The 22,441-nt window shown below is 52.3% G+C and carries 18 protein-coding genes; 7 read left to right on the top strand and 11 right to left on the bottom strand.

From position 1 onward, the window contains the following. Window positions 1-18: 18 nt before the first annotated feature. From F8562_RS05420 to F8562_RS05410, 3 genes are all read right to left on the bottom strand, one after another. A protein-coding gene (locus F8562_RS05420; protein WP_094909581.1) for an IS3 family transposase occupies window positions 19-1,166 on the bottom strand; the annotation gives its coding sequence in 2 pieces (ribosomal slippage) (window positions 19-929 and window positions 929-1,166; 1,149 coding nt in all). A gap of 44 nt (window positions 1,167-1,210) precedes the next feature. Continuing rightward, window positions 1,211-4,036 carry an Ig-like domain-containing protein gene (locus F8562_RS05415; protein WP_224393885.1) on the bottom strand — a complete coding sequence of 942 codons (2,826 nt, stop codon included), beginning with the start codon at window positions 4,034-4,036 and terminating at the stop codon, window positions 1,211-1,213. Window positions 4,037-4,638: 602 nt separating this feature from the next. Further along, on the bottom strand, window positions 4,639-5,052 hold the full coding sequence (locus F8562_RS05410) for a CoA-binding protein (RefSeq protein WP_014228669.1): 414 nt from the start codon (window positions 5,050-5,052) through the stop codon (window positions 4,639-4,641). A 154-nt stretch (window positions 5,053-5,206) separates the two neighbouring features. On the opposite strand from F8562_RS05410, the gene mgsA reads away from it, so the two are divergent. Continuing rightward, window positions 5,207-5,665: a methylglyoxal synthase gene (gene mgsA / locus F8562_RS05405; protein WP_014228668.1), complete on the top strand. Its 459-nt coding sequence runs from the start codon at window positions 5,207-5,209 to the stop codon at window positions 5,663-5,665. A gap of 28 nt (window positions 5,666-5,693) precedes the next feature. On the opposite strand, the gene helD is transcribed toward mgsA, so the two are convergent. After that, window positions 5,694-7,748, bottom strand: a complete 2,055-nt coding sequence (helD, locus tag F8562_RS05400; RefSeq protein ID WP_014228667.1) for a DNA helicase IV — start codon at window positions 7,746-7,748, stop codon at window positions 5,694-5,696. 122 nt (window positions 7,749-7,870) lie between these two features. On the opposite strand from helD, the gene F8562_RS05395 reads away from it, so the two are divergent. Together F8562_RS05395 and yccS are read left to right on the top strand one after the other, a co-directional pair. Next, a complete protein-coding gene (locus F8562_RS05395) occupies window positions 7,871-8,317 on the top strand; it encodes a YccF domain-containing protein (RefSeq protein ID WP_004849527.1) in 447 nt (148 codons plus the stop codon). Window positions 8,318-8,334: 17 nt separating this feature from the next. After that, window positions 8,335-10,470 (top strand): YccS family putative transporter, encoded by a 2,136-nt coding sequence (gene yccS / locus F8562_RS05390; RefSeq protein ID WP_014228666.1) that lies wholly within the window; start codon window positions 8,335-8,337, stop codon window positions 10,468-10,470. On the opposite strand, the gene F8562_RS05385 is transcribed toward yccS, so the two are convergent. Further along, a complete protein-coding gene (locus F8562_RS05385; RefSeq protein WP_014228665.1) occupies window positions 10,458-11,081 on the bottom strand; it encodes a TfoX/Sxy family DNA transformation protein in 624 nt (207 codons plus the stop codon). The genes yccS and F8562_RS05385 overlap by 13 nt on opposite strands. Window positions 11,082-11,543: 462 nt before the next feature. Between F8562_RS05385 and sulA the strand changes: the two genes are divergently transcribed. Further along, window positions 11,544-12,053 carry an SOS-induced cell division inhibitor SulA gene (gene sulA / locus F8562_RS05380; protein ID WP_014228664.1) on the top strand — a complete coding sequence of 170 codons (510 nt, stop codon included), beginning with the start codon at window positions 11,544-11,546 and terminating at the stop codon, window positions 12,051-12,053. Window positions 12,054-12,406: 353 nt separating this feature from the next. Continuing rightward, window positions 12,407-13,477 (top strand): porin OmpA, encoded by a 1,071-nt coding sequence (ompA, locus tag F8562_RS05375; protein WP_004849520.1) that lies wholly within the window; start codon window positions 12,407-12,409, stop codon window positions 13,475-13,477. 102 nt (window positions 13,478-13,579) lie between these two features. On the opposite strand, the gene matP is transcribed toward ompA, so the two are convergent. After that, on the bottom strand, window positions 13,580-14,032 hold the full coding sequence (gene matP / locus F8562_RS05370; protein WP_014228663.1) for a macrodomain Ter protein MatP: 453 nt from the start codon (window positions 14,030-14,032) through the stop codon (window positions 13,580-13,582). Between the two features lie 185 nt (window positions 14,033-14,217). On the opposite strand from matP, the gene F8562_RS05365 reads away from it, so the two are divergent. After that, the gene (locus F8562_RS05365) at window positions 14,218-15,975 is read left to right on the top strand and encodes an AAA family ATPase (RefSeq protein WP_014228662.1); all 1,758 of its coding nucleotides are present in this window, start codon (window positions 14,218-14,220) and stop codon (window positions 15,973-15,975) included. A 69-nt stretch (window positions 15,976-16,044) separates the two neighbouring features. Continuing rightward, window positions 16,045-16,563 carry a bifunctional 3-hydroxydecanoyl-ACP dehydratase/trans-2-decenoyl-ACP isomerase gene (gene fabA, locus F8562_RS05360; RefSeq protein ID WP_004849514.1) on the top strand — a complete coding sequence of 173 codons (519 nt, stop codon included), beginning with the start codon at window positions 16,045-16,047 and terminating at the stop codon, window positions 16,561-16,563. A gap of 64 nt (window positions 16,564-16,627) precedes the next feature. Here the strand turns inward: fabA and rmf are convergent, their stop codons facing one another. The 5 genes from rmf to F8562_RS05335 form a co-directional block, all read right to left on the bottom strand. Then, entirely contained in the window at window positions 16,628-16,795 is a 168-nt protein-coding gene (gene rmf / locus F8562_RS05355; RefSeq protein WP_004100764.1) for a ribosome modulation factor, read from the bottom strand. Between the two features lie 255 nt (window positions 16,796-17,050). Next, window positions 17,051-17,614: a membrane integrity-associated transporter subunit PqiC gene (pqiC, locus tag F8562_RS05350; RefSeq protein ID WP_014228661.1), complete on the bottom strand. Its 564-nt coding sequence runs from the start codon at window positions 17,612-17,614 to the stop codon at window positions 17,051-17,053. Further along, window positions 17,614-19,251, bottom strand: coding sequence for an intermembrane transport protein PqiB (gene pqiB, locus F8562_RS05345; RefSeq protein ID WP_014228660.1), 1,638 nt, complete (start codon window positions 19,249-19,251; stop codon window positions 17,614-17,616). Before pqiB ends, pqiC begins: the two co-directional genes overlap by 1 nt. Continuing rightward, window positions 19,241-20,509 (bottom strand): membrane integrity-associated transporter subunit PqiA, encoded by a 1,269-nt coding sequence (gene pqiA, locus F8562_RS05340; RefSeq protein WP_014228659.1) that lies wholly within the window; start codon window positions 20,507-20,509, stop codon window positions 19,241-19,243. Before pqiA ends, pqiB begins: the two co-directional genes overlap by 11 nt. A 14-nt stretch (window positions 20,510-20,523) precedes the next feature. Further along, window positions 20,524-22,431, bottom strand: coding sequence for an ABC transporter ATP-binding protein (locus tag F8562_RS05335; RefSeq protein WP_004849507.1), 1,908 nt, complete (start codon window positions 22,429-22,431; stop codon window positions 20,524-20,526). Between the last annotated feature and the right edge of the window lie 10 nt (window positions 22,432-22,441).

Below are 22,441 nucleotides of genomic sequence, written 5' to 3'. Positions count from 1 at the left end.
TGAATCGCCACGGATAACCTAGACACTTCTGAGTCGTTGATAATATAGGTTTTCATATTCAACTGGTGGCATCTGCTCGCTCGAACCATGCCGACGCTTACTGTTATAAAACATTTCGATGTAATCAAAAATATCGCTTCTGGCTTCGTCTCTAGTTCCGTAGATCTTTTTCTTAATCCGTTCGCGCTTCAGTAGCTGGAAAAAGCTTTCCGCAACCGCATTGTCGTGGCAGTTTCCGCGACGGCTCATGCTGCCTTCCAGAGCGTGTGATTTCAGGAACGACTGCCACTCATGGCTCGTGTACTGACTGCCCTGATCAGAGTGAACCAGTACCTGCTTTTGAGGATTACGCCTCCACACCGCCATAAGTAATGCGTTCAGGACAATCTCTTTTGTCATTCGGGGTTGCATTGACCAGCCGATAACTTTTCGGGAGAACAGGTCAACCACCACGGCCAGATACAACCAGCCTTCGTGGGTTCGGATGTAGGTTATGTCCGTAACCCAACGTTCATCCGGTGCTTCCGGGTTGAACTGCCGCTGGAGCTTGTTGGGCGTCACAATACTGGCTTCACCTTTACGCGCCCGTGGACTTCGGTATCCGACCTGAGCCTTTATCCCCACACGTTGCATCAACCGCCAGACTTTGTTTACACCGCATTGTTGCCCGGAATCCCGCAGATCGAGATAGATCTTGCGATAGCCATAAACACAGCCCGACTCCAGCCAGAACTGCTTAATATGTCCCGTCAGCTTCAGGTCAGCATGAAACCGTCGTGAATGTGGCTGCTTAAGCCAGGCGTAAAACCCACTCGGATGCACATCCAGCACCTGGCAGAGCAGACGGACAGGCCAGCAACGATTGTTGTCACGGATAAAGGCGTACCTCAGTCGGACAGCTTTGCGAAGTACGCCGCGGCTTTTTTTAATATATCCCGTTCGTCAGTAACCCGCTTTAACTCCTTCTGGAGTCGGCGGATCTCGGCCTGAGCATCTGACTGTTCATTATTAGTGGAAGAATCCGGACCGTACTTCTTTATCCAGGCGTAAAGGCTGTGGGTGGTGATATCGAGACGAGTTGCAACGCTGGAAACAGAATGACCACGATCAACAACCTGTTTGACTGCTTCAATTTTAAACTCTTCAGGATAACGCTTACCGCTCATGGGCACCTCTCTTTAAGTCATCTTAAATGACTCTGGGGTGTCTGTTAAACCCGTGGCGATTCATAGCTGTCTGAATCCGAGTCGCTGTCTGAATCCGAATCACTATCAGAATCCGAGTCACTGTCAGAGTCCGAATCGCTGTCGGAATCCGAGTCGGAATCACTGTCTGAATCGGAATCACTGTCTGAATCGGAATCGCTGTCCGAATCCGAATCACTGTCGGAGTCGGAATCACTGTCACTATCAGAATCGCTGTCAGAGTCCGAGTCACTGTCAGAATCCGAGTCGGAGTCACTATCTGAATCCGAGTCGCTGTCACTATCCGCGTCACTGTCCGAGTCCGAGTCGCTGTCGGAATCCGAATCGCTGTCGGAGTCGGAGTCGCTGTCAGAGTCGGAATCGCTGTCACTATCCGAATCACTGTCCGAATCCGAGTCGCTGTCAGAGTCGGAATCACTGTCTGAATCGGAATCGCTGTCGGAGTCCGAATCGCTGTCCGAGTCCGAATCACTGTCAGAGTCGGAGTCACTGTCGGAATCGGAGTCACTGTCAGAGTCAGAATCACTGTCTGAATCGGAGTCGCTGTCAGAGTCCGAATCGCTGTCCGAGTCGGAGTCACTGTCGGAGTCAGAATCGCTGTCCGAGTCGGAATCACTGTCAGAGTCCGAGTCGCTGTCCGAATCGGAATCGCTGTCAGAATCCGAATCGCTGTCGGAGTCGGAATCACTGTCCGAGTCGGAGTCACTGTCGGAATCCGAGTCGCTGTCAGAATCCGAGTCGCTGTCAGAATCCGAGTCGCTGTCAGAGTCAGCATCGCTGTCCGAGTCGGAGTCACTGTCAGAGTCAGAATCGCTGTCCGAATCCGAATCGCTGTCGGAGTCGGAATCACTGTCAGAATCCGAGTCACTGTCGGAGTCCGAATCGCTGTCGGAGTCAGAGTCCGAGTCAGAGTCGCTGTCCGAATCCGAATCACTGTCAGAGTCCGAGTCGCTGTCGGAGTCCGAATCGCTGTCACTATCAGAATCGCTGTCCGAGTCGGAGTCGCTGTCAGAATCCGAGTCGCTGTCAGAGTCCGAATCGCTGTCACTATCAGAATCGCTGTCCGAGTCCGAATCGCTGTCAGAATCCGAGTCGGAGTCACTGTCCGAATCCGAATCACTGTCCGAATCCGAATCACTGTCCGAATCCGAGTCGCTGTCAGAATCGGAATCACTGTCAGAGTCAGCATCGCTGTCCGAGTCGGAGTCACTGTCTGAATCCGAGTCGCTGTCGGAGTCGGTATCATCGCTAAGATCGACAGTTAATATAAATATCGGGGATCGTTCGCTGACGTTGCCGGCCAGATCGGTCACCGTGGTGCTCAGGCTATGGGATCCTTCAGCCAGTGCGTCAGTAGTAAAGCTCCAGCGTCCGTCCTCGTCCGCAATCGCGGTGCCCAGTACGGTATCACCGTCATAAATTGTGATCGTGGCACCTGCTTCCGCCGTACCGCTCAAGGTTGGTGTATCATCATCCGTCACGCTACCGCTGTTCAGTGTACCCGTGTCTTCTCCTGCATTATCAGTGACCTGCAGATCGCTAACCGGGTTCACTATAGTGTCTACCGTCAGTTCAAAGGCCGGCGAACGTTCGCTCACGTTCCCGGCTTTGTCCGTTACCGTAGTGCTCAGGCTGTGGGCGCCTTCCTCCAGACTAGCTGGCGTGAAGCTCCAGCGTCCATCCTCGCCGGCAACCACTGTGCCCAGCACGGTGTCGCCGTCATAGATCGTCACCGTGGATCCCGCTTCCGCCGTGCCGTTCAGGGTGGGCGTCGCATCGTTGGTCAGATCCCCGCTCTGCAGTTGGCCGGTGTGCTCTGCAACATTGTCGGTTACCTGCGGAATGCTGGCTGCCGGCGCAGTGGTATCGATGGTCAGTTCAAACGCCGGCGAACGCTCGCTGACGTTGCCGGCTTTGTCCGTCACCGTCGCGCTCAGGCTATGGGAACCCTCGCTCAGCTCCGGTAACGTGAAGCTCCAGTTGCCATTTTCATCCGCGACGACAGAACCTAGTTTGGTATCGCCGTCATAAATCGTTATCGTGGCCCCAGCCTCTGCTGTCCCTTTAATCTCCGGGGTCGTATCGTCAGTGACATCTCCAGAATGGAGCACACCGGTGATGGGGCCCGCATTGTCAATGACCGCTATGTTCTGTGCCGCGGTAGGTAGCTCGGTATCAGTATCGGAGTCGCTGTCAGCATCAGAATCACTATCCGCGTCGCTGTCAGCATCCGAATCACTATCTGAATCTGAATCCGAGTCGGAATCACTGTCAGAATCGGAATCACTATCTGAATCAGAATCACTGTCTGAATCAGAGTCGCTATCGCTGTCAGCATCCGTATCACTGTCGGAGTCTGAATCACTGTCAGCATCAGAATCGCTTTCAGAAACCGAAGAGTGGTGGTCTTTGTTTGAGGTGCCGGCGAACATTGCCGCAATACCCAGCAAAGCCGCGCCAGCCATGACCCAACCGGCAATACTTTGTCCCGCGCCACCGGTCGCGATGACTTCTGAAAGATCGCTAATCAGCGAATAGTGTGCCCCATCAGTACCCGCACCTTCTAGCCACCATAGCGCGCCGGTCTCATCATCCATAAGAACTAAATCACTGTGCTGTCCATGCTCATCCACAACGAAAAAGTTTTTAATTGTAACGGTGTCACCGTTTTGGAGTTTTAGAACAAGATCATTACCTTGTCGGGTATATGAACGAATATCCTCACGCTTGACGTGCAGGAGAACCACTGACTGCGTATTGAGATTAACTTGATTGCCATCGACGGTGTATTCAGCACCAGTTTCTTTCACTGTCACATTTATATTTTTCATCAGGTTGCACCCTTGAGATGAAGACGCAGTCAGAGGTATGAGATAATTCTTAATTATGCATCTTATTAGATATACCACTTAACGGAGTCCCGCAAGGTGAAAGAAAAATAATCAAATCACATTCTGTAATAAATTAAATTACTCAAATTACAATAACTTAAAATAATAAACTTACATTTTGAGATGTTAATAGAGACCATAAGAAAAATGATTGCTCACGGTTATTACAATGAAGATAAAATCATGGATAATACATTTCTTATATCACCAAACCTCCATTTTAACGCTACCCGAAAAATATCTGTGATATTAGTCATATAAATGACATGAGAAAAAACAATTATTTTTTTAAACTTTAAAATATTTTATAAGGATTCCCCATGTATTTTCTATGGTTTATTTATAAAAAATAAATTATCCTCGCGAGGAAATTTTAAGTAATAAGGGAGATAAAACCTGGACAATGTCTGTTAAATCCACAAAGACAATGGGTTTTATTTTAAAATAAAGAAACGTTTCGATGTAGTTTTAATTAAAATATTGACCATAAATAACTTAATCAATATTGATAATAAAAAACCCCGCCAGGCGGGGTTTTAGGTTTAACGGGCTAATCCTAATCGCGGGATCTCTATCGCCGGACAGCGATCCATCACCACGTTTAGACCGGCGTCTCGGGCGAGAACAGCCGCCTGTTCATTGATTACCCCCAACTGTAGCCATAGCGTTTTCGCACCGATAGCCACTGCCTCCTGGGCGACGCCCCAGGCCGCTTCTGAGTTACGGAAAACATCGACCATATCCACTTTTTCCGGCACGTCAGCAAGCGTGGCATACCCTTTTTGCCCCAGCAGCGTGGTACCCGCAACCTTAGGGGAAACGGGAATGACGTGATACCCCTGCTCCAGAAGATACTTCATCACCCGATAGCTTGGGCGGTCAGGTTTGTCACTTGCCCCCACCAGGGCGATAGTCCGTGTCGAGGTCAAAATACCTGCGATATCGTTTTCTTTCATCATCATCCTCCTGCTATTTAGCCCAAGTGTATGCTAATCCGGATGAACCCGCATGAGTCCTGACCTGCAGATGCGTCAAATTTTTTCATCCCGACGCTTGCAGCAACAGTGACTTCCAGTAATCTGTCTACAGGCCAAAATGTGGAATGAAATGATGGAACTAACAACACGTACCTTGCCAGCACGCAAGCATATTGCGCTGGTTGCTCACGATCACTGTAAAGATATGCTGATGAAGTGGGTCGAGCGCCACCAGCCATTGCTGGCGCAACACACGCTCTCGGCGACAGGAACGACCGGAAATCTGGTGTCACGCGCAACCGGGCTGGAGGTGCATGCGATGCTGAGTGGTCCCATGGGCGGCGACCAGCAGGTGGGTGCGCTGATTTCAGAAGGTAAAATCGATGTATTGATTTTTTTCTGGGATCCGCTAAATGCCGTGCCGCACGACCCGGATGTTAAAGCGTTATTACGTTTGGCGACGGTATGGAATATTCCCGTCGCCACCAATGTCTCAACCGCCGACTTTATTATCCAGTCCCCGCACTTCAGCGACCCCGTTGATATCCTGATCCCTGATTATCAGCGCTACCTTGCAGAGCGTCTGAAATAAGCCCCGCTGGCGGCCACGCCGCCAGCCATCATGGCTTTCTTGCTACCGGGACATCCAGCGCCTCTAGCATTTCAACAAACGGCGAAGGTTGCTCTTTATTAAACAACAGCCATACGCGCAGGCGGGCGCGGGTGATGGCGACATACAGCAAACGCCTCTCTTCGGCATCGGGAAAATCCTCCGGCTGCGGTAAGAGCGCCTGCTCCATAATCGACTCACGCGCCGGTGCAGGAAACGCATCATCCCCCTCCTGAAGGCCAAGAATTATGACGTAATCAGCTTGTTGTCCTTTGCTGGCATGAATAGTCATAAAATCGAGCTGCAGATGTGGCCAGCGCGTGGCGGCTTTCTCCAGCGCCGCCGGCTTCAAATGATGATAGCGCGCCAGCAATAAAATCCGCTGCTCTCGTTTGACATAGCCGCTCATTTTATCAAGCAGATCGTCGAGTTTGTCCTCCGCCAATAACGTCACCGCTTTTTTGTCCCCTGCGACCAGGCTGTTTAGTGGTTTCGTTAACTGGTGCGGATTTTGCTGGATAAACCCGTTTGCGATCTCGCCTATCCGGCTATTAAATCGGTACGTCGTATCCAGCGCACAGCAATCCCCTTCGCCAAAATAGTGATTAAAGGCCGTTGTTAAAGAGAGCTGAGCACCGCTGAAACGGTAGATAGCCTGCCAGTCATCGCCAACGGCAAACAGCGTCGTCTGCGTGTTTTGCCGACGTAACGCGGCGAGTAGGGATGCCCGCTGCGGGGAGATATCCTGAAACTCATCCACCAGAATATGCTTCCACGGGCTGACGAACCGCCCTTTATCCAGAATATTGATCGCCTGATGAATCAGGCCGGAGAAATCGACGGCGTTTTCATCTTTTAACGCCGTTTTCCACGCTTTTAGCAGAGGGGCCATCAGCTTAACGCGCTTGCCAAAAAGGTCGCGTACCTCTTCAGGGGCCCCGGCAATCATCTCAGCCTGCGATCCGCCATGCATACGCATCAAGCTAACCCAGCGGTCAAGGCGGCTGGCAACACGACGCTGCAGCTTTTTGTCCTGCCAGAAATCCCCTTCAGGGATCTGCCAGCCCATTTCCTCCTCCAGCCACAATCGCCAGCCTTTCGCCTGCGCTTTTTTCTCCTGGCACTGCTGCTGCCAGCTCTGTACTAAAAGTTTTTGCCGTGCAGCGCTGTCGCTCTCCAGCTTGCTGATCGTCGGGGCTTTTTTACTGCCCTGCTGGATAATGTGCAGGGCAAGGGAGTGAAAAGTACGCGCCGAGATCTCTTCAGTGCCCAGGCGCTCGCGGATGCGCTCATCCATCTCCTGCGCGGCTTGCCGACCAAACGCCAGTAGCAGAATTTGCTCAGCCGCCGCTTCGCCACGGGTCAATAACCAGCCTGCGCGCGCCACTAACACGGAAGTTTTACCGCTTCCGGCACCTGCCAGAACTAATAACGAACGCTCGCCGTTTACGACTGCGCGTGCCTGAGCCGGATTCAACGGCGATGATTCCACTGCGGCAAAAAATCCGCGGTATTGCTCCAGCATGGATTCCGTAAAAGTTTGGTTATGCTCGAGCCTGGCTTTTTCCGTATTACTCAACCAACCCTGGCATTGCCGCCATAGCTCGCGGCAGTTATCAAAAGCATCGAGACGGACTGTCGGCACAGGTAATCCGCTCAGCGCATGGCGTATTTTGCGCTGAATATCGCTTACCTGCTGACGCGTCAACCATTTACCTTCCGCGCTGGAACGCGCCACTTCCGCCAGCTGCTGGCGAAGTACATCAGCGGCAATATCGCTCATTTCCGCGCTCCACTGCTGCCAGAGCGTGTTCAGATGATGGTAAAAACGCTGGGTTTCACTCCATTCGGTACCATGCAAACGCACAACTTTCTCGCCCGGTAGGGTAAACTCCAGCTCCCCCCAAACCAGCCCACGCTTGCAATGAATTGATAATAACTGATTGAAAGGTATAAGATATTCATGGCTATCACCGGAAACCTTTACTCCGGCATTAAGAAGTTGCACCCTGTCATAAGGATGCTGAGCCATACGCTTGCCCAATGTTGTCGCTCTAAGTTCCATATAATGTCGAATTTCAATCAGTTTGGATGTTTTTAAGTTTAACCGCCAGCGACCGGGTGCTCCAGCGTAAAAAACGCTACAATGGCCGTGCCTTATTATCCACCGTATTAAGCAGAGGGTTTATGCGTACCGTTCTGAATATTTTAAACTTTATCCTTGGCGGATTCGCCACCACGCTCGGCTGGCTTCTGGCGACGCTGGTCAGCATTGTGCTGATCTTTACCCTGCCTCTCACCCGCTCCTGCTGGGAGATAACAAAACTCTCTCTTTTTCCCTATGGGAATGAGGCCGTTCATGTCGACGAACTCGATCCTCAGGGAAAGAATAGCCTGCTAAACGCGGGTGGGACACTATTGAATATTTTATGGTTTATTTTCTTTGGCTGGTGGCTGTGTCTGATGCATATCTTTTGTGGTATCGCCCAATGCCTGACTATCATTGGCATCCCGGTTGGCATCGCCAATTTTAAAATCGCCGCTATTGCTTTATGGCCAGTAGGCCGACGAGTCGTCTCCGTCGAGACCGCTCGCGCCGCGCGTGAAGCCAATGCGCGTCGCCGCTTTCAGTAATTGAATGGAATAGAGAAATGCTCACCCCCCTGCTACGCCGCTATACATGGAACAGTGCCTGGTTATATAACATCAGGATATTTATCGCACTCTGCGGCACGACCGCATTTCCCTGGTGGCTTGGCGAAGTAAAACTCACGATTCCTTTAACACTCGGGGTGGTGGCAGCGGCGCTGACCGACCTTGATGACCGCCTGACAGGACGTCTGCGTAATCTGGCCATTACCCTCGTGTGCTTTTTTATTGCTTCAGCCTCAGTGGAACTCCTTTTTCCCTGGCCGTGGTTATTTGCGGCGGGATTAACCGTTTCAACAATCGGTTTTATTTTGCTCGGCGGCCTGGGCCAACGCTATGCCACCATCGCCTTTGGTGCTTTGTTAATCGCCATCTATACCATGCTGGGCGTTACGCTTTACAGCCACTGGTATCTCCAGCCGCTGTTTTTGCTGGCTGGCGCGGTGTGGTACAACTTACTTACCCTCTCCGGACATCTGATTTTCCCTATCCGCCCTCTTCAGGACAATCTGGCACGCAGCTACGAGCAGTTAGCTCGCTATCTGGAGCTTAAATCGCGCCTGTTCGATCCGGATATTGAAGATGAAAGCCAGGCTCCGCTGTATGACCTGGCGATAGCCAATGGCCAGCTTGTGGCCACGCTGAATCAGACCAAAGTTTCCCTGCTGACTCGCCTGCGCGGCGATCGCGGGCAGCGCGGAACGCGTCGCACCTTGCAATATTACTTCGTGGCGCAGGACATCCACGAACGCGCAAGCTCATCGCATATTCAATACCAAACGCTGCGCGATCATTTTCGCTACAGTGACGTGATGTTCCGCTTCCAGCGTATGCTGTCAATGCAGGCGCAGGCCTGCCAGAAACTGTCTCGTTCTATCCTGCTACGCGAACCCTACCTTCATGATACTCACTTTGAGCGCGCTTTTATGCATCTTGACGCCGCGCTCGATCGCGTAAAAGCCAGCGGCGCGCCGGCAGAACAGATTAAGGCGTTGGGATTTTTGCTTAATAACTTACGCGCCATTGACGCCCAGCTGGCGACAATTGAATCCGTCCAGACGACTGTACAGTCCAGTCACAATACGGAAAACCTGTTAGCCGACGATCAACCTGGCAGTTTCAGCGATATCTGGCTGCGCCTGCGCAATAATATGACCCCAGAGTCAGCTCTGTTTCGCCATGCGGTCCGAATGTCATTAGTCCTGTGCGCAGGTTATGCATTTATCCAGTTAACCGGACTGAACCACGGTTACTGGATATTGCTGACCAGCCTGTTCGTATGCCAGCCCAACTATAACGCCACTCGTCACCGGCTGGCGCTAAGGATAATCGGTACGCTCATCGGCGTAGCGATTGGCCTGCCGGTACTGCTTCTCGTCCCTTCCGTCGAAGGCCAGCTGCTTTTAATTGTCCTGACCGGCGTGCTGTTCTTCGCATTCCGTAATGTGCAGTACGCCCATGCGACCATGTTCATTACCCTCCTGGTTTTGCTGTGCTTTAACCTCCTGGGGGAAGGTTTCGAAGTCGCCCTACCGCGTATATTTGATACGCTGATCGGCTGCGCTATCGCCTGGGCCGCAGTCAGCTTTATTTGGCCAGACTGGAAGTTCCGCAACCTGCCCCGAGTACTTGAACAAGCAATCAATGCCAACTGCCGATATTTAGATGCCATACTCGAGCAATATCATCAGGGGCGCGACAACCGTCTTGCCTATCGTATTGCGCGAAGAGCGGCGCACAGCAGGGACGGTGAGCTGGCATCCGTTGTATCAAACTTATCAACGGAACCCAGAGCGGGCTCGCAAATGCGGGAAACCGCTTTTCGGTTGTTATGCCTGAACCACACTTTTACCAGCTATATCTCCGCCCTGGGCGCGCACAGGGAAAAGCTGACAACGCCAGATATCCTGGCGCTGCTGGACGATGCCGTTTGTTATGTTGATGACGCGCTGCACCACTCACCGGCCGATGAACAGCGGGTACAGCAAGCGTTAACAAGCCTGCAAACCCGGATACAGCATCTTGACCCTCGTGCCGATAGCAAAGAGCCGTTAGTGCTTCAACAAATCGGGCTGCTACTGGCGCTGCTGCCAGAGATTTGCCGGCTACAGCAACAGGTTGAGATTCAACCCGAATAGCTCTCACTCTCCCGCATTTGTTCCGTTGCCCACGTCTCAAGCTCCTGACGCTGCTGCGTCGGGAGCGTGGCCGCATGGACGCCTTCAATAGCCCCCTGTAAGGAATAAAGAATATTCACCGTTAGCGCTTTATTTATTTTTCGTAACCTCAACCAGGCTTCTTTGGCCCCAATCTTACGCAGCATTAATTCATCCGTAATGCCTGAATTAATCAACTGTAGCTCCATATGAAAACTGATATTTGGCAAATTTTTTAATCTTCCGGAATGTCGCTGCCGATGTTTTTCATGACGCGCGCTCTGTAATGACAGCGCCGATAAATGAAAAAGCATTTTGCTATCGCGCCAAAGTTCCTCATCTATATGATAATACTTCAGCGCGACCAGACGACCATTCTTCTGCATCTTCAACAGCGGGTTTTTATGCGCCACGCGGTACTCCGCGCTCTGCTCGCAAACCCGAAGATAGATTTCCCCCTCAGCCATCATGGCAAACACGGTATTATCTATCGCCAGACTATAGCCACCAAATAAGGGCCGACAGCTTATTTTTCCTAATGGAGACAAACATGCCCGAAACTGATGGATCCTAAGACATATAACTTTCTTCATGATTATTCCTTTGTTAATCATGTAAATAAGACATAAATGTGCTAACGGATCCGTTAAAAGAGAAAATAAGTGACTTCCCTTCATGCGGCAACATGAATTATCTATTCATTTTAATCGGCGTGTTTTTTTGCGAGCCGCTTTCAGAAAATAGTCTTTTGATGAAGTTAAATCCGGGAAAGATAAAATGCTTAATTAATATTCATCACAGTAGCATACAGAGAGCAGGGCATCCCTGTTCGCTCATAGAGCGTTAATGCCATCATTTATGAGAAGAATTTAGCCAGCAAGAAAGCGCGACAACCATGAATTCACATTGTGTACGCGCGGACATCCGATGCGACCGGTTCGGGTTCACTCCCGGTGACGTACAAATTTCATCCAGCAACAGAGAAAATAGGGTTGATCTTTCACCCGGCCGCATATACTGTATATGCATACAGTAACCCACAGGCGGGATAGACTATGTTTACATCAGCTCACGCAAATCGTTCACCACTGACTTCTACTTCAGTACGTCGTCTCTCTCATGACGCTGCCGAACAGCCAGCTAATGGGCTGATCAGTGAAATAGTCTATCGAGAAGACCAGCCCATGATGACGCAGCTGCTATTGCTTCCTTTATTACAACAGCTTGGCCAGCAATCGCGCTGGCAGCTCTGGCTGACGCCACAACAGAAGCTGAGCCGCGAATGGGTGCAGTCGTCCGGTTTGCCGCTGTCGAAGGTGATGCAGATCAGCCAGCTCTCCCCCGCTAACACCCTGGAATCCATGGTTCGCTCACTGCGCACCGGAAATTATAGCGTCGTTATTGGCTGGCTATCAGAAGAACTGAGCATTGAGGAACATGAACGCCTGGTTGCCGCTGCAGAAGAGGGTCACGCGATGGGCTTTATCATGCGCCCGGTAAGAAATACCGCTCAGCCTGGCAGACAACTTTCTGGGCTAAAAATTCACTCAAACCTGTATCATTAACCGAGTTTAGGATTAATCCTGGAATTTTTTTTGCCCTGGCGTGAAATGGGCTTTCTGGAACGGCATTTTTGTTAAAATGCTTGTCTGATGCGGCTTCGCGACTTTTTTTGCCTCGATTAAGTTCAACCGTATTTGTTAAACATAGCGTACACAACCCTTTTTTTTCATATGCCTGACGGAGTTCACACTTGTAAGTTTCGAACTAAGTTGTAGACTTTACATCGCCAGGGGTGATCGGCTTACGCTGCATGTATCAGCATAGTTAACAACAAGTCACGCCCCGGGTGAAGGATTTAACCGTGAGGTCTTCTGAACCTTCATGGCGAATTTTGGATGATAATGAGGCGCAAAAAATGAAAAAGACAGCTATCGCGATTGCAGTGGCACTGGCTGGCTTCGCTACCGTAGCGCAGGCCGCTCCGAAAGATAACACCTGGTACGCAGGTGCTAAACTGGGCTGGTCCCAGTATCACGACACCGGTTTCTACGGTAACGGTTTCCAGGGCAACAACGGCCCGACCCGTAACGATCAGCTGGGTGCTGGTGCGTTTGGTGGTTACCAGGTTAACCCGTACCTCGGTTTTGAAATGGGTTACGACTGGCTGGGCCGTATGGCTTACAAAGGCAGCGTTGACAACGGCGCTTTCAAAGCTCAGGGCGTTCAGCTGACTGCTAAACTGGGTTACCCGATCACTGACGATCTGGATATCTATACCCGTCTGGGTGGTATGGTTTGGCGCGCTGACTCCAAAGGTAACTACGCTTCTACTGGCGTTTCCCGTAGCGAACACGACACTGGCGTCTCCCCGGTATTCGCGGGCGGCTTAGAGTGGGCTGTTACTCGTGACATCGCAACCCGTCTGGAATACCAGTGGGTTAACAACATCGGCGACGCTGGCACCGTTGGTACCCGTCCTGATAACGGCATGCTGAGCCTGGGCGTATCCTACCGCTTCGGTCAGGACGACGTTGCTCCGGTTGTAGCTCCGGCGCCGGCTCCGGCTCCAGAAGTGACTACCAAGCACTTCACCCTGAAGTCTGACGTTCTGTTCAACTTCAACAAATCTACTCTGAAACCAGAAGGCCAGCAGGCTCTGGATCAGCTGTACACCCAGCTGAGCAACATGGATCCGAAAGACGGTTCCGCAGTTGTTCTGGGCTACACCGACCGTATCGGTTCTGATGCCTACAACCAGCAGCTGTCTGAGAAACGTGCTCAGTCCGTTGTTGATTACCTGGTATCCAAAGGTATCCCGGCTAGCAAAATCTCTGCTCGCGGTATGGGCGAATCCAACCCGGTTACTGGCAACACCTGTGACAACGTGAAAGCTCGCGCAGCTCTGATCGACTGCCTGGCGCCGGACCGTCGCGTAGAAATCGAAGTTAAAGGCTACAAAGACGTTGTAACTCAGCCGCAGGCTTAAGTTATCTCGTTAATAAAAAACCCCGCGATGCGGGGTTTTTTTTACCTTAAATTCCGCTATCAAAAAGCAGCAGCGCACCGATATATCCCGATGCTTGCATCGCTACTCTTTACCTAACAGTACCTGCAAATCATGCTTCAGGCTGGACATCTTGCTGGCATACTTCTCTTTATGCTCAGCATCCTCAATCAACTGCACAATGGTTTCAGACAGCGTTTTACCCCGTCTTTGCGCCAGACCTGCCAGACGCTGCCAGACCATGAACTCCAGGTCGATAGACTTTTTACGCGTATGCTGATGCTCCGCGTTAAAATGACGCTTACGTCGGGCGCGGATAGTCTGCTTCATGCGGTTCACCAGCGCCGGATTGATATGCTGCTCAATCCAGGTATTCACCAGCACGGGTTCATTTTCGAGCGTCAGTAATAAATCGACGGCGGCTTGCGCAGCGCTGGCTTCAATGTAGCGGGTAATAAGCTCACCTTCCCGGTGCTTTTTTACCAGATAAGTCCATTTCCAGCCGCTTTCAAGATTTTCCAGTTGTTGATATTTCATTGCGATCTCAATGTGACCGTGTAACTCATTTCAGGATATCAGTTTTTTCCTGATGTGCTGAGAATAAATGATCTTTCGTGATGTTGGTAGATTCGTTATCACCGCGACAACCGCAATCCCTCGTGTGCTCGGACGCCGCATAATGTATAATCGCGCGTTTTACATCTGACTAAAAAACAGCGACTTTGACCATTACGAAACTTACCCGAAACGACCTCGCTCCTGATACGGAAAGTTATCAGGCGCTGTTTGCACAAGCCGACTTAGCTCACGCAGAGGCATCCCTCTCAGGCGAACTGCAACCCCGACTCTTCTATGGCCTGGAGCAGCTCCTGGTCACTCCAGCCATTTCGCCGTTTATGCTGGTTAAAATTCCGGAAGAGCCGGAGTACCTGCAGTGGCTGGCTAACGAAACCCGTACTTTACACCAACCGGCACAAACGCTCTGTGGCGTTCGCTATCAGGTTGATGGCGGAAAAATCTCGCTCTCCCCTGCGCAAACGACTGAAGATAATTTCGCCAGCGTTGCGCCGGTTGAAGCCGCGGACTGGATCGAAGCAGAGCAGCTTTTTGGCTGCGTGCGCCAGTTTAATGGTGAAATCACGTTACAACCCGGTCTGGTCCATCGCGCTAACGGCGGGGTATTAATTCTCTCCCTCCGTGCTTTACTGGCACAGCCCCTGCTGTGGATGCGGCTGAAAAATATGGTAACCCGCCAGCGTTTTGACTGGTTATCATTCGATGAGTCTCGCCCTCTTCCGGTCAGCATTCCCTCTATGCCCCTGAGTTTGAAAGTTATCCTGGTCGGCGAGCGGGAATCTCTTGCTGATTTTCAGGAGATGGAACCCGAGCTTTCTGCGCAGGCTATCTACAGCGAATATGAAGATAATCTGCAAATCGCTGATGCCGATACGCTGAAGCAGTGGTGCCAGTGGGTCTGGCAAAATGCTCAACTGCTCGAACTCCCGGGGCTGTCAGCTAACGCCTGGCCGCTGCTGATCCAGGAAGGTGCGCGTTATACAGGCGACCAGGAAACCTTGCCGCTGTGCGTGCTCTGGATTGCTCGCCAGCTTCGCGAAGCCGCCGCGTTCTGTGAAGGTGAAGAGATTAGCGCTGAAGAGATGCAAACCATGCTGGAGCGTCGTTTGTGGCGCGAAGGCTACCTTGCTGAACGCATCCAGGATGAAATACTGCAGGAGCAAATCCTGATCGAGACCGAAGGCGAATGCGTCGGACAAATCAACGCACTCTCCGTCATTGAGTTTCCGGGCCATCCGCGTGCGTTTGGCGAGCCTTCACGTATTAGCTGCGTCGTACATATCGGCGACGGCGAATTTATTGACGTTGAGCGTAAGGCCGAGCTCGGTGGCAACATTCATGCAAAAGGCATGATGATCATGCAGGCGTTTCTGATGTCCGAGCTGGAGCTCGAACAACAGCTCCCCTTCACCGCCTCTCTGACCTTCGAGCAGTCCTACAGCGAAGTGGATGGCGATAGCGCCTCCATGGCCGAGCTGTGCGCGCTGATCAGCTCGCTGGCCAATGTGCCGATTAATCAGAGCATCGCCATTACCGGTTCTGTCGATCAGTTTGGTCGCGTACAGCCGGTTGGCGGGCTTAACGAGAAAATTGAGGGCTTCTTTGCTATTTGCCAGCAGCGTGGGCTGACCGGTAAACAGGGAGTCATCATTCCCTCCGCCAACGTTCGTCACCTGAGCCTGGCGCAGGAACTGCAACAGGCCGTTGCGGATGAGCAGTTCTTTATCTGGGCAGTCGATGACGTGACGGAAGCGCTGCCCATTCTGACCCAGCTACTCTGGGACGGAGAAGGACAAACGTTACGGCAAACTATTCAGGAACGAATTGCGCAGGCGACACAGCAAGAGAGTCGTCATCGCTTTCCGTGGCCGCTACGCTGGTTAGGCGGTTCAGGTTCGAACTGATCGGACTTGTTCAGCGTACACGTGTTAGCTATCCTGCGTCCCGAACTCAAAATAAGGCTTACTGAAAACATGGTAGATAAACGCGAATCCTATACAAAAGAAGACCTTCTTGCCTCTGGTCGTGGTGAACTCTTTGGCGCCAAAGGCCCACAGCTGCCGGCGCCAAGTATGCTGATGATGGACCGCGTCATCAAAATGACCGAAACCGGTGGTAACTATGACAAAGGTTATGTTGAGGCAGAACTCGATATTAACCCGGACCTGTGGTTCTTCGGTTGCCATTTCATTGGTGACCCGGTGATGCCGGGCTGTCTGGGCCTGGATGCCATGTGGCAGCTGGTTGGCTTCTACCTGGGCTGGTTAGGCGGCGAAGGTAAAGGACGTGCATTAGGCGTGGGCGAAGTGAAGCTCACCGGTCAGATACTGCCAACGGCGAAGAAAGTGACCTACCGTATTCACTTCAAACGCGTGATAAACCGTCGTTTGATTATGGGGCTGGCGGATGGAGAAGTGCTGGTTGACGGTCGTTTGATTTACACCGCAACCGATCTGAAAGTGGGCCTGTTCCAGGACACTTCCGCGTTCTGATAAACATCACGCGTTAGAAAAGGCGAAGCCCCCGCGCAGCGGAGGCTTCTTTTTAAAGAGACAGTCAGGCAATTTGTACCCTGTCCTCCATGGCCTCTCGCCAGCCTCCTAGCCAATAAGACCTTTGGTTTAAGGTCTGGTAAGGACACATTTCCTTAGACCTTCCGGTAATACCGGCCTGGTACCCACGCTGATGTGCCCGCTCCAGGCGATCTCGTTTTTGTCTCTTCATGCCTCGTTTCCCTCATACTTTGATCTGGTGGAAAAGAAAACAATGGTCACTAAATACGCAACCACGGTTAACGAATACCGCGAATCGGGGATAGCGTCAATGCGCAAAATTCACGCCATTGTCATATTTGTGAGCTACATGAAACTTCGTTTGTACAAAAACTGTGAACCAGCACAAGTAACAAACTGATGAGACAAATAAAAAAGCCGCTGCGATTTTCACTGTCGCAGCGGCTTTTATTCTTATTAATTTTACTTATGGCAAGCGGTTAATCTCGCTGGCAATCGCCGTCGCTTCCTGGGTCCAGGCCTGAGCGAGCGTTTTCACCATCGCGTCGTAGCCATCCTCTTGTTGCTTAAGCTCAATATGGAATGGCCGCTTAATCAACTGCCCCTGATGCTTCAGCAGCCACTCGCCGCTGACGATGACCCGGCCATCGTAACGGCCATGAAAACCGCTGACGGACACGTTCAGCGTATCCTGCTCGCTACCCAGCGGTTGAGAGGCAACCACCCAACCCGGAAGCTGGTTGCTAAGGTTCGCCACCAGCGTCGTTTTCAGCTGTTGATCGAGCGGGCTCGCCCACAGATTGTTATTCGCAATCACATACTGAACATCGGTGGTCTGATAGACCACCCCGTTACCGGCAAGATAATCCGGAATGCTCACCTGCTCGACCCAAAGCAAATTTTTGCTTTGGTGGGTGGCGCTTTGCGCGCCACCCTGCGCCACGGGAAGCTGATAGTAAGTTTTACTCTCACCGCCGCTGCTGCATGCCGTCAGCGCGCATACCGCCGCCGCTATTAGCCATTTCTTCATTATTTCGCTCCCTTCGGCTGCGGATCTTTTTTATCCTTCGCCTCAAATACCAGCGCATTGCTCTTATCATTGAGCGTTTTCAGTACCGGCTGCAGTTCACGAAGAACCTGATCGAGACGCTGCATATCCGCAACCATCTTATTGTATGCCGCAGATCCCGGCTGGAAGCCCTGCATACTACGATTAAGCTCGCGCAACGTATTCTGCATATCGCCCGGTAGCTGCTGCATCGACTGACTTGACGTTATCTTGTTCAGACTGTCCAGCGTCGCCTGTACGTGCTGCATCGTTTTTTCACTTTGCGCCAGCGTACTGGTTGCCTGCTCCAGCAGCGGGTTAATTGGCAGATTGTTAATTTTATCCAGCGCGTCCATCAGGCGCTGCTGGATCTGCGCCAGACCACCGCTCACGGTTGGAATAATCGGATAACCGCCAAACTCCTGCATCTTGCCGCGCGGAGGGGCTTTCGGGTAGAAGTCGAGATCGATATACAGCGCACCGGTCACCAGGTTTCCGGTTTTAAGCGAACCGCGCAGCCCGCGATTCATTAGATCATCGATATGCTTACGAATGTCAGGATCGGCGCCTAACTGATTGATCAGACGTTCCGGCTCAATTCGCACTTCTACCGGGATACGGTAATCGTCGTTGATGTTCTGCTTCAGGCCTGGGATAAAGAACGGCACCTTGCCGACGGTCCCCAGACGGATACCGCGGAATTCAACCGGCGCGCCGGGCTGCAAACCGCGAATCGAATCTTTAAAGAACATCACGTAGTCAATATGCTGGGTAAACACCGAATCCTGGATGCTGCGTTGATCGTCAAACAGATGATATTCTGTTTTATTCGCCACCGGCTCACCTAACGGTAGCCCTTCGGGAATATCAAAGCTGACGCCGCCGCCAAACAGCGTCGACAGCGATCCCATCTCAACGCGCATACCCGCAGCAGTCAGATCCACCGCAATACCGCTATCTTTCCAGAAGCGCACGTTATTGGTGACCAGCCGATCGTTAGGCGCGCTAATAAACAGCTGATAGGTAATATTGCGTTTTTGCGCATCGAAGGTGCTGGTTTCAACTGAACCTACGCGGTAGCCGCGGAAAAGCACCGGATCGCCGGGTGAAAGCTGCCCCGCTTTGCTGCTTTCCAGCAGAATGCGAATACCTTTAGCATCAGGGGAGGCCAGCGGCGGTGAATCCAGCAGCGGATACTGCGCAGGAACAGAGCCTTTGCTACCCGGCTGCAGTTCGATATAGGCGCCGGATAACAGCGTTCCCAGACCGCTAATCCCTTCACGGCCGACCTGCGGTTTAACCACCCAAAAAACCGAATCCTGGTGCAGCAGTTTTTCCATACCTGAATTCAGCCGCGCTTTAATCTCCACGTGGGTCAGGTCGTCCGTGAGCGTCGCGCTTTCAATCACGCCGACGTCAACGCTGCGGCTTTTTATCCGGGTTTTGCCCCCTTCAATACCTTCTGCGTTAGTGGTTATCAGGGTCACTTCCGGCCCCTGGTGGCTATAGTGATAAAAGAGAATCCATGCGCCAATCAGCGCCGTGACTATCGGGAAGATCCACACCGGTGACCAGTTCTTCACCTTTTGCACTTTCGCTTCTCCGCTCTTATTTTCCATGCTGCAGTCTTTCCTCATGGCTTGAATCTGGCTCACGATCCCACAATAAACGCGGGTCAAAGGTCATGGCCGAAAACATTGTCATTACTACGACCAGCGCAAACATCACTGCTCCTATCGCCGGATAGATATTCATTAATCCACCGATGCGTACCAGAGCGGAGAGGACTGCGATAACAAACACATCAATCATTGACCAGCGGCCAACAAACTCGACGACTTCATAAATCAGATGCATGCGCTCCGAGTCGCGCGCTCCCTTGCCGCTGGCGTTCCAGCATAGCCAGCCAATGGCGATCATTTTTAACGTCGGCACCATAATACTGGCAATAAAGATCACCATCGCCACCGGATACGATCCTTCGCTCCATAGCAGGATCACCCCCGCCATAATCGTGGAAGGCATTTTATCGCCCAGCAGGTCGGTAATCATGATCGGCAGAATATTGGCGGGCATATAGAGGATCAGCGAAGTCACCAACAGCGCCAGCGTCCACTGCAGGCTGTTTTTACGCCGGGCGGTTCCCCTTGTCCGACAGCGCGGACAAACGGCCTCATCGACGGGCAAAACCGCCGTGCAGCATGAGCACGAGCGTAGCCCCTGACGCAGGCCGGAGACGCCGACTTTCAGCGGCTGTGTAATCGCCGGCATTGGTGCAATATCATCCCATAACCAGCGGCGATCCACGCACTGGAACGTCCTCAGCTGTAACAGGCAGAACATACACCAGGGAACGAAGCTCAGGCCGATGCCGATATCGCCGTAGGCCATCAGCTTAACGAAGCTGACCAGCACCCCGGCGAGAAAGATTTCCGCCATCCCCCAGGTTTTAAGGTGAAACAGGATCCGCGCCAGAAACGCCTTTAGCCCGGAAGGCATGCTCACCCGATTGACCAGCAGCAGTATGGTGACCAGGCAGAAAGCCGGCACCAGCTGGACGAAAAGTAAAAAGAAGGTACCGAGGCTGGCGTAATCCTCGCTAAACAGCACGTTCGGAATTTCCAGCAGCTCGATTTCACTGCTGATCCCCCCAACCTTCATATAGATGAAGGGGAACAGATTGGCCAGCAGCAGCATGAACAACGCGACCAGCGCGTAGGCTGTGGGACGCTGCCGGGGCGCGTCCCATGACGTTGTCAATGTCGTTCCGCAACGCGGACACGTAGCTTTCTGGCGATGCTCCAGCTGCGGCAAAGCCACCAGCAGATCACATTGTCGACACAGGATATGCCGCGCAGCATGATGATGATCGCACATGAAAACTCCTCAGCTTATGCGCCGTTTTTTAAACCTTCGAGATATTCCCAGCGTTCGAAGGCGGTTTCCAGCGCCTGCTCCGCTTCACTCAGCTGTGCGAGCACCTGCTGCGTATGGTCATGCGACTGACCAAAGAAAGAAGGGTCGGCAACCTGCTCCTGCAAATTCTGCAGCTGGGCTTCCAGTTCTTCCAGTTTTTGCGGCAGCTGTTCCAGCTCGCGCTGCAGGTTATAGCTTAGTTTGCTGGCAGCGCGTTTGACACTTTCTGCTTTCGGTTGAGCAACTTCAACTGTCTTTTTAGAAACCGGCTGTTTTTTCGCCAGATACTGCGCCTGCTGACCGCGTGCGTCATGATAGCCGCCCACGTATTGGCCAATTTGCCCCGCGCCTTCGAAGATCCAACACTCCGTTACCGTGTTATCCACAAACTGACGGTCGTGGCTAACCAGCATCACGGTTCCCTGATAACCGTCGACAAGCTCTTCCAGCAGCTCCAGGGTTTCGACATCCAGATCGTTTGTCGGTTCATCGAGTATCAACAGGTTGCTGGGCTTGAGGAACAGGCGCGCCAGCAGCAGGCGGTTACGCTCCCCGCCCGACAGTGCCCGCACTGGCGTCATCGCGCGTTTCGGATGGAACATAAAGTCCTGCAGATAGCCCAGGACGTGGCGCGGCTTGCCGTTCACCATCACTTCCTGTTTACCTTCCGCGAGGTTGTCCATCACCGTTTTATCCGGATCAAGTTCCGCGCGGTGCTGGTCGAAGTAAGCCACTTCCAGCTTGGTACCCACATGAATACGTCCACTATCCGCCTGCAGCTGACCGAGCATCAGCTTCAGCAGCGTAGTTTTGCCGCAGCCGTTCGGGCCAATCAGCGCAATTTTGTCGCCGCGCTGGATTTGGGCGGTGAAGTCTTTAACCAGCACCTTGCCATCAACCTGGTAGTTGACGTTCTCCATTTCGAACACAATCTTGCCCGAACGCGCGGCCTCTTCCACCTGCATCTTCGCGCTGCCCATCACTTCACGGCGCTCACCGCGCTCGCGGCGCATGGCTTTCAACGCCCGCACGCGCCCTTCGTTACGGGTGCGACGCGCTTTGATCCCCTGACGGATCCACACTTCTTCCTGCGCCAGCTTGCGATCGAACTCCGCGTTCTGTAACTCTTCCACGCGCAGCGCTTCTTCTTTATCCAGCAGATACTGATCGTAGTTCCCCGGATAGGTCACCAGCTTACCGCGATCGAGATCGACAATTCGCGTCGCCATGTTGCGAATAAAGGAACGGTCGTGCGAAATAAAAATAATGGTGCCTTTGAACATCTTCAGGAAACCTTCCAGCCAGTCGATAGTTTCAATATCGAGGTGGTTGGTCGGTTCATCGAGCAGCAGCACGCGCGGCCCGCTGACCAGCGCGCGGCCGAGGGCCGCTTTACGTAGCCAGCCGCCGGACAGCGAGGAAAGCTCGGCGTTAGGATCCAGATTCAGCTGTTCCAGCACTTCATTAATGCGGCTATCGAGCTGCCACAGCCCTAAATTATCCAGCTGTTCCTGAAGGCGCGCCAGTTCGTTCAGATTCTTGTCGCTCGGGTCGGTCATCACCAGCTGCGAAACATCGTGATAACCCTTAAGGTATGCCGCTTGTTCAGCAATACCTTCCGCCACAAAGTCATAGACGGTTCCGGTCACGTTACGCGGCGGATCCTGCTGTAGACGCGCCACAACCAGATCCAGTTCATAGATAATGCGCCCGTCATCAAGACCCTGTTCACGATTGAGGATCTTCATCAGGGTCGATTTACCCGCACCGTTGCGCCCTACCAGGCAGACGCGTTCGTTATCTTCGATATGCAGTTCAGCATTATCCAGCAGCGGCGCATCGCTGAAAGAGAGCCAGGCGCCGTGCATACTAATTAAAGACATTCTTTATTCC

The organism is Klebsiella sp. RCJ4 (assembly GCF_009025755.1).
Lineage (GTDB): Bacteria > Pseudomonadota > Gammaproteobacteria > Enterobacterales > Enterobacteriaceae > Klebsiella > Klebsiella michiganensis.
This window is presented reverse-complemented; position numbering and strand designations above follow the sequence as displayed.

Excerpts from the sequence above, each read along its gene's own strand:
- pqiC (WP_014228661.1), bottom strand. The coding sequence starts at position 17,614 with ATGAAGAAATGGCTAATAGCGGCGGCGGTATGCGCGCTGACGGCATGC.
- F8562_RS05395 (WP_004849527.1), top strand. The coding sequence starts at position 7,871 with ATGCGTACCGTTCTGAATATTTTAAACTTTATCCTTGGCGGATTCGCC.
- fabA (WP_004849514.1), top strand. The coding sequence starts at position 16,045 with ATGGTAGATAAACGCGAATCCTATACAAAAGAAGACCTTCTTGCCTCT.
- yccS (WP_014228666.1), top strand. The coding sequence starts at position 8,335 with ATGCTCACCCCCCTGCTACGCCGCTATACATGGAACAGTGCCTGGTTA.
- F8562_RS05335 (WP_004849507.1), bottom strand. The coding sequence starts at position 22,431 with ATGTCTTTAATTAGTATGCACGGCGCCTGGCTCTCTTTCAGCGATGCG.
- pqiA (WP_014228659.1), bottom strand. The coding sequence starts at position 20,509 with ATGTGCGATCATCATCATGCTGCGCGGCATATCCTGTGTCGACAATGT.
- ompA (WP_004849520.1), top strand. The coding sequence starts at position 12,407 with ATGAAAAAGACAGCTATCGCGATTGCAGTGGCACTGGCTGGCTTCGCT.
- F8562_RS05415 (WP_224393885.1), bottom strand. The coding sequence starts at position 4,036 with ATGAAAAATATAAATGTGACAGTGAAAGAAACTGGTGCTGAATACACC.
- sulA (WP_014228664.1), top strand. The coding sequence starts at position 11,544 with ATGTTTACATCAGCTCACGCAAATCGTTCACCACTGACTTCTACTTCA.
- pqiB (WP_014228660.1), bottom strand. The coding sequence starts at position 19,251 with ATGGAAAATAAGAGCGGAGAAGCGAAAGTGCAAAAGGTGAAGAACTGG.
- mgsA (WP_014228668.1), top strand. The coding sequence starts at position 5,207 with ATGGAACTAACAACACGTACCTTGCCAGCACGCAAGCATATTGCGCTG.
- F8562_RS05410 (WP_014228669.1), bottom strand. The coding sequence starts at position 5,052 with ATGAAAGAAAACGATATCGCAGGTATTTTGACCTCGACACGGACTATC.
- rmf (WP_004100764.1), bottom strand. The coding sequence starts at position 16,795 with ATGAAGAGACAAAAACGAGATCGCCTGGAGCGGGCACATCAGCGTGGG.
- matP (WP_014228663.1), bottom strand. The coding sequence starts at position 14,032 with ATGAAATATCAACAACTGGAAAATCTTGAAAGCGGCTGGAAATGGACT.
- F8562_RS05385 (WP_014228665.1), bottom strand. The coding sequence starts at position 11,081 with ATGAAGAAAGTTATATGTCTTAGGATCCATCAGTTTCGGGCATGTTTG.
- helD (WP_014228667.1), bottom strand. The coding sequence starts at position 7,748 with ATGGAACTTAGAGCGACAACATTGGGCAAGCGTATGGCTCAGCATCCT.